This window comes from Blastocatellia bacterium, assembly GCA_025054955.1.
Classification (GTDB): domain Bacteria; phylum Acidobacteriota; class Blastocatellia; order HR10; family J050; genus JANWZE01.
Genome location: JANWZE010000102.1, coordinates 22553 through 37212 on the forward strand (window position 1 = coordinate 22553; position 14660 = coordinate 37212).

Here is a 14660-nt window from a genome sequence, read left to right on the forward strand (position 1 = left end):
GCAGGGGCCGAGGAACCTCCCTGCTGCCAGCAACCACTAGAACAAGAGTATGCAAGGAATTCAATTGTCAGATTTACCTTCGCTCAACGCCGTCCTAAACACAGTCAGCGCCGTCCTGTTATGCGCTGGTTATTATTTCATCAAGCAGCGAAACATTGAACTGCACCGGGCTTGTATGCTGGGGGCTTTTTGCGTCTCGGTGGCGTTCCTGGTCTCCTACCTGACCTACCATTACTTTTATGGATCAACCAAGTTCACAGGGCAAGGGGGATGGCGGCTGCTCTATTTCACTATTCTGTTGTCCCACACGATTCTGGCTGCTGTCAACTTGCCTATGGTACTGATCACACTATCCCGCGCCTGGCGACAGCAATTCACCACCCATAGGCGTATTGCCAAATGGACCCTGCCAATATGGCTCTACGTCTCCGTCACGGGCGTTCTCGTTTACCTGATGCTCTATCACCTGGGCTGATCTCGCAGCGAGCGTTCTCAACCCAACGCTACTCGGGCAACGTTCAATGACTCATTCCAATCAGGCAATCGCAGGCACTCCTTATCACAAACAATTCGGCAAGGATCATCCATCGCCGTGCAATAGATCGTGTCCATGACCTTCAAGTCATGGAGCGTGTTCTCTGTTTGCAAAACGCCCACTTTGACTGCCGTCTTTTTAACAGGACAACGAAATGACCGCCAAATAACTTTGGCTTGCGCGGCACGACGAGAACGAGCAAAGAAAACAAAGCCAAGAATGAGCAAGGGAATGACCCAAAAAACCAGCGCAAGCCCAACAGCCGCCATGATCCACTGGCTTGGCATAAGCACCCCCTTTTGAGTGCAACGCACACCGCTCGGGCACGCTACACTCACTGCATAATCTTTCTCTTCGATCAATAAACAACCGAAGAGTCACCAATTTTTGAGCAAAACGCGTGCCACTCCAGCAGGATGGCAATGCTTTTTACGCTCCTCGGGCTGATCGCTTGGCTTCAAAACCAGTTAAGGAGCGTGGAGCCATTCTACGGTACTGCTATAACAGCCATGCAGGCTGCGCAATTAGACACAGGTTTGTGGGAAATGCCTCGCACGAGAAACCGGGGCCGGGGATCGTGGACCGCAAGTTGAATCACGGGTCATGAACCACGAATCACGAATTCTGTGCTAATCTGTGTAATCTATGGCTTCATGCCACGGATCACGGATCACGAAGACTGGGTCACTGGGTCTTGGGAAACTACATGATGCCTGATCATTACGATGATGCTCAAAACTCACCCCGGCATCGAGCCAATAAACCGGCGCTTTTGATGCTGGGTCTGGGCGTCCTGATCGTTGTTGTCTCGTTCTGGTTCTGGCACGAGGTCTGGTTTGGCCGACATTTAAGCGAAGATGAAGTCGGTCAATATCTGAGCGATTCAAAGTCTCCACGAAAAATACAACATGCTCTGTCGCAAATCGCCGACCGGATTATGCAGCGTGATCCATCGGTCCAGCGTTGGTACGCACAGGTCATTGAAGCGGCTAAGCACGAGGACCCAGCTATTCGTGTGATGGCTGCCTGGGTTATGGGTCACGATCATACTGCCGACCGCTTTCACCAAGCTTTGCTTGCGCTGCTCGACGATCCTGATCTGCGTGTCCGACGCAACGCTGCCTTGAGTCTGGTTCGATTCGGCGACAGCAGCGGTCATGAAGAAATCGTGAGTATGCTGCGGCCCATCACAATCACCGCCCCTACTCAGGGACGAGTTATGATTGACTTGAGTGTTGGTCAAATCATCGGAGCTGGAGACTTGGTGTGTAAGATTGTTGGCCCAGACGGGCAAACGATTGATGTGAGGACGCCGGCAAGTGGGAAGATTCAAGCAGTGAGCGTGAAGGATGGTTCGCTCACTGGGTTATCAGACGTGCTTGCAACCATCGCGCCAGATCAACAGGTTGCGTGGGAGGCACTGCGCGGGCTCTTTCTTATAGGAACTGAAGAGGACATTGACGAGATCGAACGCTACGTCCTCGATGCTCCCGACGTAGCTGAGCCTGTTCGCCAACAAGCAAAAAACACTGTTGAGGCTATACGAAAGCGATCGGCACGTAACCCCACTCACTAGCCGGGCGGTCCGGCGCGTCCGGTAAAATGACGCCGTGAGCCGCCTCCCATTCTGCTGTGTTGTGCATCTCAATGGCATCCCACGGGCAGCCGTCCAGGAACGTACCATCAGGCCCTTTACTCGTGCATTTGGCGCAACCAATGCAGAGAGCTTTATCCACTTCAATTCTGCCAAACGGCGGGTGATCCTCATCGGGAACCCAAAACATGCACGAATCAACCGGACAATACGCTATACACACAGGCGAACCAGCACAGCCAGTACAGTTTTCGTTGATTACAGCGAGTTGTTTAGGTTTTCGCTTCCGCAGGTCTGTTCGACCTGATGACATGGGATATAACTTGACGATGACCTCAGTAGCTTCCGTTGTTACCATGTTGTAGGTCCTCCGAGTATCGGGCGCGTAACTTTAGCATACCTGGCAAACATCTTTCAACGAGGAGACGATGGCCACGAACCAGAACCGGGCATGAGAATCCACATAAGGCCGATTATCGGACGACATACATCAATGAATCCCCTCCTCGCCAACCGCACCACTCACATTCTTCATAGAGCGACCTTTAATTGCATTTAGCCTGGGACTCCACATCTTGCGGGCTAATGCACGCTGCGTGCGCTGCCACGTAAACTCCTTCACAAACCGCTCTAGGAGGTAGAAATCGAACCTGCTCTTGAAAGTCTCATCAAGCAGGCCTTCTGCGGTGGAATCGTGACTGACGGCCTTGGGCAACCTTGAAAGTTGCTCCTATGGCTCGTTCCAAAGGCATCGGTATTCACAACTCATACCTTGATTACAGGGAGCCCCATTGATTATTCGACCCTACAAACCTCAAGATTTACTAGCCCTCCACAAGATTGAGACAATCTGCTTTCCTAAAGGCATCGCATACACACAGGCCGAACTTCGTCACTACATAACCACCCCACGTAGCTTAACACTCGTAGCAGAAGATGATAACGGCCAGATTGTCGGGTTCATTGTCGCTCAAGTGGAGTGCTGGAGAAAACAAGCACCTCAGCCTCCTCAGCTTTGGGGGCACATCATCACCATTGATATTCTGCCTTCCTTTCGCCGACATGGGCTGGGCCAAGCGTTGTTAAAAGAAGCCGAGCAATGGTTGATGAGCCAAGGTTGCGTTCTCATTGAGCTTGAGGTTTCAATAGAAAACGCTCCTGCCATTGCCTTCTATCAAAAGAACGGGTACCGCCCGTGCTGGCTACTTAGCCGCTACTATCCCGATGGTACCGATGCCTACCTAATGCAGAAAGAAGTGAGTAGCCCCGCTGATGCCATCTGAACCTGCCCTAATTTTTTCTGCCCATGCCTTCCGGCGGGCACCATTGGGTATGCACAAAACTTTAGACTGACGCTTGGGGCCACGCACGGACACATACTGCACAGATTAGCACAGAGTGAAATATCTGATTAATCTGTGTAATCTGTGGCTCTGGTGAATTCGCACTGAACCAGCTTGCGCTTAAAACGTCGGCAGCTCCTTTGGTAACGTAAAGAAAACCGTCGTTCCGGCTCCCGGTTGAGATCGAATCCAGATTCTTCCCCCGTGTGACTCAATAATACGCCGGCAAATAGCCAGGCCGGCGCCCGTCCCAGCCGTCTCTTCTGTTTTGCCCAAGCGATGAAAGAGCCTGAAAACGGACTCATGATAAGGCTCCTCAATCCCCACACCATTGTCTTTCACATAGAAGGTATATGCTTCCTCATCTTCCTTGACCATGCCGACTTCAATAATTGGATTGCTTTTATCGTTAAACTTGAGAGCATTAGTGATGAGCTCCACCAGTAACTCCATCATCCTTTCCCGGTCTGCCCGCACGACTGGTAGATTTGGCGCAACTTTCAGCGTGGCGCCCCTGGCTGCTATGTCGTTGGCGACAGCATCCTCAACTAAACCGAGAAGCTGTGCCATGGAGACATCTTCATAGGCATTACTCTGCGCGTTGATCCTGGCATAATGAACGAGGTCTTCAATCATCTCCTTCATTCTGCCACCAGCCTGCTCAATCGAACGGATGTAGCCTTGCGCTTGCTCGTCCAACCGACCCACTGATTCCTCGCGCAGGAATTGACACAACACCAAAATCGCATGCAACGGCTGCCTCAAATCATGAGAGATGATCGAAGCCATTGAACTGAGCTCTTCATTGGTATTGTGAATGACACGCTTCAACCGCTCGATCTCTTCCTCACGCTCTTGAACCAGCAAGGTGGCTGGGACGACCTGCAAGGCGCACCGAGTCATGGCAAACCGACCCTGAGAATCATACAGAGCGGTGAGCGTAGCGTCTGTGTGGACAGAGGCCCCGTCGGAAGATTTGAAATGCAACTTGATTTGCGCAATGCCCTTCTCAACCAACCGATCAAAGGCTCGGGTCAGGTGCTGGCGAGATTCATGAACCAGAAAACTGGTGAACGGCCGCGCCATGATGTCGGTCTTGGAGTAGCCCAGCATACGAGCGAAGTCCTCGTTGCAGTAGATGAGATTCCCACTCGGATCAAACGTGCACTCAGGAGCCAGTTGGGCCGAAACAGGCGCTTGCGCCGGTTCAGCAGCCGTGATCGGCGTTTCTGGCGCCGGCGCAGGCTCAGGCTCGCGCACCTGACTTCTCAGCTCCTGATATTTTTGGTTGAGTTCCTCAACCATATCAGAGAATGCATTTGTGATGGCACGAGCTTCTTTAGCTCCATTCAGTCTGGTTCTGGTGAGCTTGGTTACCAACTGATATAACTCACTGTTGAACGCTTGGAAGCCGTCCAGGATTTCCAGAGTGGGAATTCCCTGAACTGCCTCAGGATCAAAGACCAGATTGGTAATTTGGCTCTGTTCCAACTGCCGGAAAAATTGATAGCGAGCGCCAGCTTTCTCGATGGCCCGGTCCATTAGCACAGTTGTCACATGAGCTCCCATGAACACGCTCATGGTGTCCCGTACGTGCTTATTGAATGAACCGAATAACGTCTTGAGCAGCTCCAACGGCGTTTGAGTACGCGCCACAGGCTGCATAACCGACAGATCAAGCGAATCGGTAGGGCTGACCAGCCCAATGCGCCGTTCGCCTAAAATCTTTCGCACATTGTTGAGAAAATCCTCGGAGCTGAGTGTTTTGATAATGAAGTCATCAGCGCCGGCTTCAATTCCCCGCAAGCAATCAATGAACTGATCGCGAATGGTATAAAGAACGGTGGCAATGTCGCGCGTATCCGGGTCAGCTTTCAATTGCTGACACACCTGATAGCCATCCATCTTTGGCATCGTCACGTCCAGCAGAATCAGGTCCGGATGAAGCTGACGGGCTACGCCGAGCGCTTCCATCGAATCGTGGATGATTGTGGAGGTATAACCGGCCTCCGAAAGAATTTTTGAAGCGAACCGCGCATCAATGGGTGAATCGTCAATGATCAAAATTTTCTCTGTTGGCATAGTCGAAATCTCCTCTCGTGTGCAGCACAACCGAGATAGGCTGGCCAATCAAAGCCACCACCTTCGCTGAACACTCAGCAATCTTACACATGCCCAAGTTCAAAAGAATTTGGTTTTGCCATATTATGCAGGTTAAGCAGACGGTTTTCAAGAGAAATCAGGAATTTTGCTCTGGCACGCGAAGTCACAACTTAAAGAGCTTGTCAAACGCCTGACGCGGGTCCTTGATCTGCCCAAGCGAGGTGGATGTCTCCCGCTCGACTGTGATTTTCACCTTGAAGTACTCACACGCGTTGCGCTTATCCTTTGGGGCAACGCGCGCAGGAATAGGTTGAGTACATTCAAAGCGACTCCCCGTATCAAAAAACAGGCAATTCTTGCAGGTATGAAGATCAGCTCCACAGCGCTGACACTGGCTGTCAGTTGAAATACCAAATTGCACAGGCATCAGATGCCCACACAATCCACAACGAAAGACCTCACGAACACCAGGCAACTTCGGCGCGCGTTTCTCAGTGGATCGGCTCAGAGAATCGCGCGGCTTCTCCTGCTGGTATGCTTCCATGTAACCGCGTTGTTTATATTTCCTTTCCATTTTCTCCTCACGTATGAACGAAAATACTGCTCTGTTAAACAAGCCCCGGTTGAGCGCCCGTCTGAACGGTTCTCAACAGCGGGTGTAACACAATCAACACAATCACATCACGTCATGACGTACTTTCCTTTTGCATGATGTGATCCCAAATTCCTCGCCCGTATCACCCTCCATCTGCAATGAGCAGGAGCGTAGATGGCCATTGGCCGCCTCAAAATAATGCTCCAGACAACAACCGTTCAAGCTCTAATCCCGCTTCTCAGCGGCGCCCGGTGCAGCTCAGCGAATGCTGCCCCTTTTAAACACACTCAGGAGAACGCTGTTTATTGTACAGCCCAATCTACATTAAAGTAAATCCATATTTTCACTCGTCCCCCAACTTCATCTCTGCCTTGTACTGATGACCGGCAAGGCGCTGAACAACGGCGCGGGCACTGAAACAGGCCTGGGCGTTCAGACTATCGCGGAGGGGTCATGGGAAAAGTATCCGGACAGCTAAATCCTACCCATGTAGATGTTGGTTTTGCCTGCGACACACCGGCCATGTCAATTGAAGAGTCTTCCGGCTCATTTCCCTCGCTGACTAAAAACAGCACTCTCTTCGGCCAGCCCTGACCGTTTGTTAACAACCCGAGCCATCACAAAAAGCAGGTCTGAGAGCCTATTGATATAGGGCAACACGCAGGGATTGATCTGTTCCTCATGGCTGAGAGCAACAATCGCTCGCTCCGCTCGCCGCGCTACAGTTCGAGCCACATGAAGCAAGCTCGCAACCTTACACCCGCCCGGCAAAATGAATTCTTCGAGTGGAGGCACCTCTTCGTTCAATTGATCGAGGACCTCCTCCAAATGCGTGACCCATTCCATGGGCACACGGGGAACTTCAATCCGGCTGGGACTCGCTAAATCAGCGCCGACCGTGAACAACTCGTTCTGGATCATTTGAAGAATTTGATTAATCTGCTGATCCGAGCTTTCAGAACGGATCACTCCCAGCAAAGAATTTAACTCATCTATCTCTCCATAGGCCTGAACGCGAGACGAAGCCTTACTGACCCTTTGGCCATCCACCAACGACGTTTCGCCGCCATCTCCCCCACGTGTATAAACCCTCGTAATACGCATAGTCCTATTCTGTCTCCCCGCTTCGCCAAATCTGTTCCAAGCGTTCATAGCTGGCGGGAAACTGACCACTATATCTGAGGAATGACGGAATAGGATAGCGGATGCCACCCTTTTGTGTTCCGTGTAGACCCTCGATAAGCTCATCAGCTCGGCACGCCGGCAACGCAAATGCCATTTCGTGATCCTCGGTCTGACCGAATACGCGATCACCATAACATGGCAAGATCACTTGGTACTCTTGTGTCTGCATCGTCCGGATGATCTCATCAGAGCAATCTAGCCGTCCGGTGAAGCTCGAATGAATCGCTCCGCCACGACGGTAAAGCGCCCCTGTCACCAGTCTTAAAACCTGGGCAGGATTGGCATAAATCAAAAAAACATCCGGCTCAAACGCCGTCCGCGCAGCCGGCGCGATCAAAATAGCCTCATACTGCCCATAGGCGAACCGGTGTGTCTCGGCCTCCGTTTTCGCGCCGGCTTCTAGCGTCTCCGTGTACATCCCGCAACTACAGTGTCCCTCCAGGTAGTAGCGGGTTTCCTGCTCAAATCCAAACACCGTTTTGGTCAGCACGCAGTTTAAGTCTTCCCTGCCCACTGCCAACGTCCAGCCATACCGACGGGCCATTGAAACGGCCTGACAGGTGGCGATCTGAATGCCCCAATCACGATGAGGCCGCTTGGCTTTCTCTGGCACAGGCTCGCCTCGGCCGAGCATCTTTATAGCCAAAGGAAACGTCTGTGGGCGCACTAATAACTCTATCTCTCGAGCAAATGATCCAGCGTCCATAGGGGCAGGATTCTACCTCAGCCCGCCTCCATGAGCAAACGAGAACAACGTTTTCCTCAACCTTTCTATTCGCGGAAGCAGAGGGAGCTCTGCTGGTCAAGCGCCAAGCCGCAACCGATTCTCTGCTCTGGCAGCAGCTCAAGCGGTTTTTCGCTCCGGATTATCCCGGATGCGAGCACGGGCTTGATGAAACCTTGAATCAAACGAGGTCTTGAAAACGCGGTGGCTCTCAGCCTTCACGCGAGGAGCGAGCAGATTTCCCAATCCACGCCTGTGCAGTCCATTAAAAAGGGCTGGCAAATTCCTATACCCCAAGCGACGGCCTAGCTTCCAGGCGCTGATCGTTTGATCCCGATTATAGAGCTCAATCGCTTGGATGATTCGTTCGCTCCGAAAATATCCGAAATGCTTGGGAACCAACCCGTGCTCCCGCAACTTCCCAAGATGCCAATACACCTTCCATAAAGGAATGTTGAGCGCGTGGGCAATTCCGCGGCTGGTCATCAGCGGCTTCTGGCCGGCAAGAGCCTGCATTCTGGCGCAGATGTCACACCGCCCAATCCAGTGCCCAGCCTGCGGGAGGCGTTTTTCCACAAGCAGCCCTTCCCGCCTGGCTTTGGCCACGATCTGATGGACGCGCTGCCGCGTTACACCAAACTGCCGCCCAATTTGCTCCAACGTTGGATGACTCGGCGAACGGTACATCTCAAGAATGCGCGCATTGCGTTCTTCACTATCTTGGCTGGCAGCTAGTTGCCGCTCCACCCATTCCAGTTGCGGGAGCCTCTTTTTACGCCTCACTTCATCGTAGCTCACTCCCAACGCTTTCGAGGCGTTGACAACCGTCGCCGGCGATATGCCAAAGTGCTTGGCAATTGAGCCAATATCCCAATGCTTGTCTCGAGCGAATTTGACAATCTCCAAATATCTTTTTGCTGTTTGGGGCCGCCTCGGCAATTTGATCACTTTAGCGATGTCGTTATTCATTATGCTCTCCCTTCAGTCGGCGTCAAGCAAACATGACTCCCTTTTGATGCAGACAACCTGCAAAGAGTTCATGATTGCCCTGTTTTTGGTCTATTGAATTGGCATTGCCTAGACTGGCACCACGCCCAATGATGTGAGAGAGCTTGCGCTACTGGACGACCGCAGATTGTTAACTATGCCTGGATTGGCATCGCGCCTGGCACAACCTGGACTCGCATTATGCCCAATGATGTGAGAGAACGGGGCATCCACGCCCAATGTAGTAGCGACGTTTGATGGCTTCCGTCAGATAGGTTTTTGCATTCTCCACTGACTGATAGAGCGTTTGACCCCGCGCCAGCCCGGCCGCTATAGCCGACGCTAAGGCGCATCCTGTGCCATGAATCCCTTCGGCCACATCTATTCGCTCTGCTCGAAATTCATGGAAGGCATCTCCGTCAAACAGTATGTCAACAGCTTCGGCTGAAGCTAAGTGCCCACCTTTAACAAGCGCAGCGGCGGCGCCACGCCGGATCAATGCTTCAGCAGCGCGCTTCATATCACGCTCGGATTCAATCTTGATAGAAACCAGTTCCTCGGCTTCCGGGATATTCGGCGTCACTAGAGATGCCAAGGGGATTAAATGTTCGAGCAAGCTGTCCTTTGCAGAAGCAGCAAGTAACGGGTCGCCAGACTTCGCACGCATAACCGGGTCAAGCACGATATTCCCTACTCTTCCCTTCCTCAGCTCTGAGGCAACTGTCTTGATGATCGTCTCGTTCGATAACATCCCTATTTTCACCGCATCCACACGAATGTCAGACATCACAGACCTTAATTGCTTCCGCACAATGGAGGCTGGAAGATCAAAGACTGCTTCCACCCCCGTGGTGTTTTGAGCGGTCACCGACGTTAAGACGGTTAAGCTGTAAACATGAAATGCCTCGAAGGTTTTTATGTCGCCTTGAATGCCAGCTCCGCCACATGAATCTGAGCCGGCGATTGTCAGCACCGTCGGTTCTCTTGCCTTCAACGATGTGGAGCTTTTGAGCAAGTTGGTCATCTTACAATACCGTGCTGAACTCAACGGAAGGCGCTACATATTCTGCCAATCCGGACCACCACCACCCTCGGGAGGCACCCACGTAATGATGCCAAATGGGTCCATAATGTCGCAGGTTTTGCAATGCACGCAATTAGAGGCATTGATCTGAAGTCGCCGTTTTGCCCCTTCGCCGTCAACCATCTCGTAAACACTGGCAGGACAGAAATACTGGCAAGGATTCCCGTATTGCTCAGCGCACTGCGTACTACAGATTTCATAGTCAGCAACTAGTAAATGTACCGGTTGGTCTTCTATATGCGATGTTCTTGAGTAGTAGACATCGGTCAATTTATCGAACGTGACTTTTCCATCAAATTGTGACCTGGTAACGACGCCTCGATCCTGTTGGGTAGCTACCAGCGTCTTCATCCGCTTGTGACCCGGCTCAACGGCCATTCGCTCAATCAATCCACGCCCACCTGTCACCATTTGAAGAGCCCCATTGAGCAGGCCGAACCACAATCCATGATGGAAGCTTTGGTGGAAATTTCTCACCTTGTAGAGCTCCTTCTCAACCCAACTTTGCGCCACTAGGTGCTCGTACCGAGCGAGTTGGTTAGAGGAGAAATCATCCTGCTTGATGGCTTCATAAATCGCCTCTGCTGCAAGCATGCCTGACTTCATCGCCAGGTGGATGCCCTTGAGGCGCTGCGAGTTCAAAAATCCAGCAGAATCTCCCACGATCAGAAGCCCATCAGCATAGAGCTTGGGAATTGAGAAGTACCCACCTTCAGGCAGCGCCTTGGCGCCATATCGGATGAGCTGACCACCTTCAAGCAACGGACGGATGGCAGGATGAGCCTTGAGCCGTTGCAGTTGCAAGTGAGGATCCATGCGCGGGTCCTCATAGCTCAACCCTATAACCAGGCCTATGCTCAACACAGTTTCAGAAAGCGAATAAATGAACGAACCGCCAAACGTTTTTGAATCGAGCGGGTAACCCATCGTATGGATGACCGTGCCCGGCGCGAGGCGACCAGCAGGTACCTCCCAGAGCTCCTTGACTCCGACCGAATAAACCTGAGGATTTTTTCCTCTGTCCAGTCCTAACCTGCTCACAACTTCCTTGGTTAACGAGCCACGAACGCCCTCCCCTAAGACGACTACTTTCGTGCGAATTTCAACGCCTGGCTCATAATTCGGTTTGGGACGACCATGTTTGTCAACCCCTTTGTCGCCAGTTTGAACACCAACGACTCGATCACCTTCATACAAAAGCTTCACGCCGGGGAACTCAGGGAATATATCAACACCAGCCGCCTCAACCTGGCTAGCAAGCCATTTGACAAACTGTCCAAGAGAGATGACATAGTTGCCATGATTTTGTAGCGGCTTTGGAATAATCGGGGCTGATATTTTCCGGCTCTCCGTTAAGAACCAAAGATACTCGTTGGTGACCGGCGCGCTCAAAGGCGCCTGTCGCTGTTCATAATCGGGAATTAGCTCCTTCAAGGCAATTGGGTCAAGCACAGCGCCAGAAAGAGTGTGCGCGCCTACCTCTTTTCCCTTCTCTATGATAGCAATTGAAACTTCAATGGGCGGTTGATCTGCCCGCTTATTGTGATCGCTGATCAGGTTTGCAAGGTGCAACGCACCGCTGAGGCTGGCTGGCCCAGCTCCAACAAAAAGCACGTCTATGTCAAGCGTGTCTCGCTTTACGTCCATCAAAACCTCCGACGCGTTTGCTACGAGTCTGTGATTGTAACACAGCGACCCCTTTTCCAAAAGAAATACAAATTTTCCGGTTTGCGAAGCGCCCGCTTGCACTGCCACAGAGCCACCAATATAATCTCGACCTTACCCAAGAGGTCACCATGAAATTATTCTCCATTGAAGAAGCCAACGCGCTACTTCCCTTCCTTCGGGTGTCGCTGCAAAAAGCGCAGGCTGAACGCAATGCCATCCGTCAACTGGCTCCAAAAATCCGTCGTGCCCAAGAAAAAGCCCTCCTGGGAGGAGGAGCGCCCTACGGTCCGGCCTTTGTCCGCCACGTCATTCGCTACCAAGAGGTAGCACACGCGATTCACTCTACAGGCGTCATTGTAAAAGACTTTGACATCGGATTATGCGACTTTCCATTCTACCTGGACGACCACGTCGTCTATCTGTGTTGGAAACCTGACGAAGAACGCATTGAGTGGTGGCACGAACTCGATGCAGGTTTCGCAGGGCGGCAGGCATTATACAAATAAATAGCTTGACATCAGTCTACATTGCTGCTACAAAGCAGAAAATAAAAATCGGTCAAATGGAGGTTTTTTAAGTCAATGATGGGCAAAAATGACATCATGACCTCTCGCGAAGTAATGGCTTATCTCAAAATCAGTAAACCAACCCTCTACCGAATGATCCAAGACGGCAATTTGAAGGCAGTGAAAATTGGCAAGAACTATCGGTTTCTCAAACAAGACATCGAAAATCTTCTCCGGACAAACCAGTCGTATGGAGGGTAGTCACCTATGGCCAAGATCACGGCAATTGCTAACCAAAAAGGTGGTGTTGGTAAAACGACAGTGGCAGTGAATCTGTCCATTGCTGCAGCCCGAAATGGATTGCAAACACTGCTTGTTGACGCTGATTCCCAGGCCAATGCTACAAGCACCTTCTTTCCGAAGGAAGGAATCACACAGTCGCTCTACCACGTTCTGGAAGAAGGGTTGTCAGCTAGCCGTGTTATCTTGCAAACAAACATCATCAATCTCGATATTTTGCCATCTACTATACAACTGGCCAGGGAGGAGACCAACTTTCATCCGGACACCTTTTTCCGCCTCGAAGATGCCTTACAAGGGTTGAATTACGATCTGATCTTCATTGATGCCCCGCCCAGTCTTGGGGTCTGCTTCACACAGGCGCTTGTCGCTGCCGATTATCTCCTCATTGTGAGCGTAGCCGGCAAGTTCGCTGCCGAAGGGATCGAAGACTTGAACGATTCATACGAACGAATCAAGCGACGCTTCAATCACGACCTTCAGCTTCTTGGGTGCCTGCTGAACAAATTCGATGCCCGTATCACCGGCCATAAAGAGTCCAAGCTCTGGCTCAGGGGCGTTTTTGGCAAGAAAGCGTTCAACACCGTCATCCCAACTCATGCTGCACTGGAAACCAATCCAATCGCTGCGCCAACTTCTAAAAGCGACCTGGCATTCCAGGAGCTTTTTGAAGAGATCTGTGTTCGCTTGCAACTGCCGATAGTACCAAAGGAGGTCGCTCTTGGCACGAAAGAAAGTTAAATTGCCAACCCGCGAAGGAACCAAGTTGCCACCGTTGTCAGAGGAAGAGCGGTTACAACGTAGGAGAGTCGGCCATCCATTGGATGACTTTCCCGTCAGCCCACGCATGTCACAGTGGCGAGAAGTTGATATTCAAACTGAACAAAACGCGCCGGCTGATTCAGAAACGATGAAACGTTCAATTGAACGTTCAATGAAACGTTCAATTGAACATATACAAAATCAAAAGACAGATTCTGTTGCAAATCGAGAAAATAAAGAACTATTTGATGAGATTGAATTTATAAATCAAACATCAATAGCTAATCAAAGACGAAGTAAAAACAAATCTGAACGTTTAATTGAACGTTCAGATGAACGTTTAATTGAACATTTAGAATCCAAACAAATCAAAGAAGCTTACATCGCTCTGGATGCCACTCACACGGCCTCAGAAGCGAAAGTGTATGGCTACCTCTATCGGCTCTCCATTGTGCGTGGCCAAAACACCTGTCGCGCGTCCCTCTCAGAGATGCAACAATCGCTGGGACTGGCTAAAAACACGCTTATTCGGGCAATTCGCGGCCTTATCGAGAAGCTTTCCATTGAAGCACTCGACCGACGCGCCGGCTCAAAAATCGGATCGCTCTTTAGAATTTATCCAGTCAAAGACATCCTGACGCGCCGAAAAGAGGCCGGCATTGAGATTGACGAGATGAAGCGAATCGTGCCTAATAGTTCAATTGAACGTTCAATTGAACGTATAAATGAACGTTCAAAAATTGAACCATTGAACGTTCAAAAATTGAACGTTCAATTGAACGTTCAACCACCAACTAAACAATTGACAAAAAATAACTTAAGCGACGCCCTCCGGAAAACTAAACATTTTTATTTAAGAAATGACGATGATTTACAATCATCGTCAATAGGGGACGATGACTTTTCGCGGCTTCTGCTGATCAAAGACGTCTATTGCGGCATCACGGGAAACGACTGGCGAGAGACAGACGAAACAGAAGCAAAAAACATCTGCCATATAGGAATTGGCCACGTCATTCTGGGCATCTGCTATTCGATAGACCGAGCTAGCAACCATCATGTAGGGAGTTTGAAATACTGCATCCCGGCTATCCTCGATCACTACGACGCAATGAAATCATTTCCTGAAGAAGCTCTCATGAGCATAGCCTACTCACACATGATGAGAATCAAGCTGGCCCAGAAAAGAAATGCTTGGGATCCACACTCGGAACGGGAGGAACACAGGATGGGTTGAAATCAGTTGAGCTTGCTTATGAAAACTTGCCACATAC

General features: G+C 50.9%; 14 protein-coding genes and 1 pseudogene. 6 read left to right on the forward strand and 9 right to left on the reverse strand.

Annotated elements, in window-relative coordinates:
• Positions 1-49 precede the first annotated feature (49 nt).
• Positions 50-475, forward strand: a complete 426-nt coding sequence (locus tag NZ823_12850) for a DUF420 domain-containing protein (GenBank protein MCS6806012.1) — start codon at positions 50-52, stop codon at positions 473-475.
• 17 nt (positions 476-492) lie between these two features.
• On the opposite strand, the gene NZ823_12855 is transcribed toward NZ823_12850, so the two are convergent.
• Positions 493-822, reverse strand: coding sequence for a hypothetical protein (locus tag NZ823_12855; GenBank protein MCS6806013.1), 330 nt, complete (start codon positions 820-822; stop codon positions 493-495).
• A 419-nt stretch (positions 823-1241) separates the two neighbouring features.
• Between NZ823_12855 and NZ823_12860 the strand changes: the two genes are divergently transcribed.
• Entirely contained in the window at positions 1242-2111 is an 870-nt protein-coding gene (locus NZ823_12860; protein MCS6806014.1) for a HEAT repeat domain-containing protein, read from the forward strand.
• On the opposite strand, the gene NZ823_12865 is transcribed toward NZ823_12860, so the two are convergent.
• Positions 2074-2487 (reverse strand): 4Fe-4S ferredoxin, encoded by a 414-nt coding sequence (locus NZ823_12865; GenBank protein MCS6806015.1) that lies wholly within the window; start codon positions 2485-2487, stop codon positions 2074-2076. The two genes, NZ823_12860 and NZ823_12865, sit on opposite strands and share 38 nt — an antisense overlap.
• Before the next feature lie 433 nt (positions 2488-2920).
• Between NZ823_12865 and NZ823_12870 the strand changes: the two genes are divergently transcribed.
• The gene (locus NZ823_12870) at positions 2921-3412 is read left to right on the forward strand and encodes a GNAT family N-acetyltransferase (protein MCS6806016.1); all 492 of its coding nucleotides are present in this window, start codon (positions 2921-2923) and stop codon (positions 3410-3412) included.
• Between the two features lie 180 nt (positions 3413-3592).
• Here NZ823_12870 and NZ823_12875 read toward each other — a convergent pair whose 3' ends face one another.
• From NZ823_12875 to NZ823_12905, 7 genes are all read right to left on the reverse strand, one after another.
• A complete protein-coding gene (locus NZ823_12875; protein MCS6806017.1) occupies positions 3593-5554 on the reverse strand; it encodes an ATP-binding protein in 1962 nt (653 codons plus the stop codon).
• 184 nt (positions 5555-5738) lie between these two features.
• Positions 5739-6149: a hypothetical protein gene (locus NZ823_12880; GenBank protein MCS6806018.1), complete on the reverse strand. Its 411-nt coding sequence runs from the start codon at positions 6147-6149 to the stop codon at positions 5739-5741.
• A gap of 567 nt (positions 6150-6716) precedes the next feature.
• Entirely contained in the window at positions 6717-7274 is a 558-nt protein-coding gene (locus tag NZ823_12885; GenBank protein MCS6806019.1) for a cob(I)yrinic acid a,c-diamide adenosyltransferase, read from the reverse strand.
• A gap of 4 nt (positions 7275-7278) precedes the next feature.
• Entirely contained in the window at positions 7279-8061 is a 783-nt protein-coding gene (locus tag NZ823_12890) for a DUF169 domain-containing protein (protein MCS6806020.1), read from the reverse strand.
• A gap of 138 nt (positions 8062-8199) precedes the next feature.
• Positions 8200-9048, reverse strand: a complete 849-nt coding sequence (locus NZ823_12895) for a hypothetical protein (protein MCS6806021.1) — start codon at positions 9046-9048, stop codon at positions 8200-8202.
• A 217-nt stretch (positions 9049-9265) separates the two neighbouring features.
• Positions 9266-10039, reverse strand: a complete 774-nt coding sequence (gene thiD / locus NZ823_12900; protein ID MCS6806022.1) for a bifunctional hydroxymethylpyrimidine kinase/phosphomethylpyrimidine kinase — start codon at positions 10037-10039, stop codon at positions 9266-9268.
• Between the two features lie 84 nt (positions 10040-10123).
• Positions 10124-11797, reverse strand: a complete 1674-nt coding sequence (locus NZ823_12905; GenBank protein MCS6806023.1) for an electron transfer flavoprotein-ubiquinone oxidoreductase — start codon at positions 11795-11797, stop codon at positions 10124-10126.
• A 149-nt stretch (positions 11798-11946) separates the two neighbouring features.
• On the opposite strand from NZ823_12905, the gene NZ823_12910 reads away from it, so the two are divergent.
• The 3 genes and pseudogenes from NZ823_12910 to NZ823_12920 all read left to right on the forward strand — a co-directional run bounded on the left by NZ823_12910 (position 11947) and on the right by NZ823_12920 (position 14623).
• Positions 11947-12324, forward strand: coding sequence for a DUF2203 domain-containing protein (locus tag NZ823_12910; protein ID MCS6806024.1), 378 nt, complete (start codon positions 11947-11949; stop codon positions 12322-12324).
• Positions 12325-12606: 282 nt separating this feature from the next.
• Positions 12607-13365, forward strand: a pseudogene (locus NZ823_12915) (AAA family ATPase).
• On the forward strand, positions 13346-14623 hold the full coding sequence (locus NZ823_12920) for a hypothetical protein (GenBank protein ID MCS6806025.1): 1278 nt from the start codon (positions 13346-13348) through the stop codon (positions 14621-14623). The pseudogene NZ823_12915 and the gene NZ823_12920 overlap by 20 nt, the downstream one beginning before the upstream one ends.
• Positions 14624-14660 lie beyond the last annotated feature (37 nt).

What these genes read in the sequence shown, in the direction of transcription:
- NZ823_12850 (MCS6806012.1), top strand. Translation starts at nt 50, where the DNA reads ATGCAAGGAATTCAATTGTCAGATTTACCTTCGCTCAACGCCGTCCTA.
- NZ823_12855 (MCS6806013.1), bottom strand. Translation starts at nt 822, where the DNA reads ATGCCAAGCCAGTGGATCATGGCGGCTGTTGGGCTTGCGCTGGTTTTT.
- NZ823_12860 (MCS6806014.1), top strand. Translation starts at nt 1,242, where the DNA reads ATGATGCCTGATCATTACGATGATGCTCAAAACTCACCCCGGCATCGA.
- NZ823_12865 (MCS6806015.1), bottom strand. Translation starts at nt 2,487, where the DNA reads ATGGTAACAACGGAAGCTACTGAGGTCATCGTCAAGTTATATCCCATG.
- NZ823_12875 (MCS6806017.1), bottom strand. Translation starts at nt 5,554, where the DNA reads ATGCCAACAGAGAAAATTTTGATCATTGACGATTCACCCATTGATGCG.
- NZ823_12880 (MCS6806018.1), bottom strand. Translation starts at nt 6,149, where the DNA reads ATGGAAAGGAAATATAAACAACGCGGTTACATGGAAGCATACCAGCAG.
- NZ823_12885 (MCS6806019.1), bottom strand. Translation starts at nt 7,274, where the DNA reads ATGCGTATTACGAGGGTTTATACACGTGGGGGAGATGGCGGCGAAACG.
- NZ823_12890 (MCS6806020.1), bottom strand. Translation starts at nt 8,061, where the DNA reads ATGGACGCTGGATCATTTGCTCGAGAGATAGAGTTATTAGTGCGCCCA.
- NZ823_12895 (MCS6806021.1), bottom strand. Translation starts at nt 9,048, where the DNA reads ATGAATAACGACATCGCTAAAGTGATCAAATTGCCGAGGCGGCCCCAA.
- NZ823_12905 (MCS6806023.1), bottom strand. Translation starts at nt 11,797, where the DNA reads ATGGACGTAAAGCGAGACACGCTTGACATAGACGTGCTTTTTGTTGGA.
- NZ823_12910 (MCS6806024.1), top strand. Translation starts at nt 11,947, where the DNA reads ATGAAATTATTCTCCATTGAAGAAGCCAACGCGCTACTTCCCTTCCTT.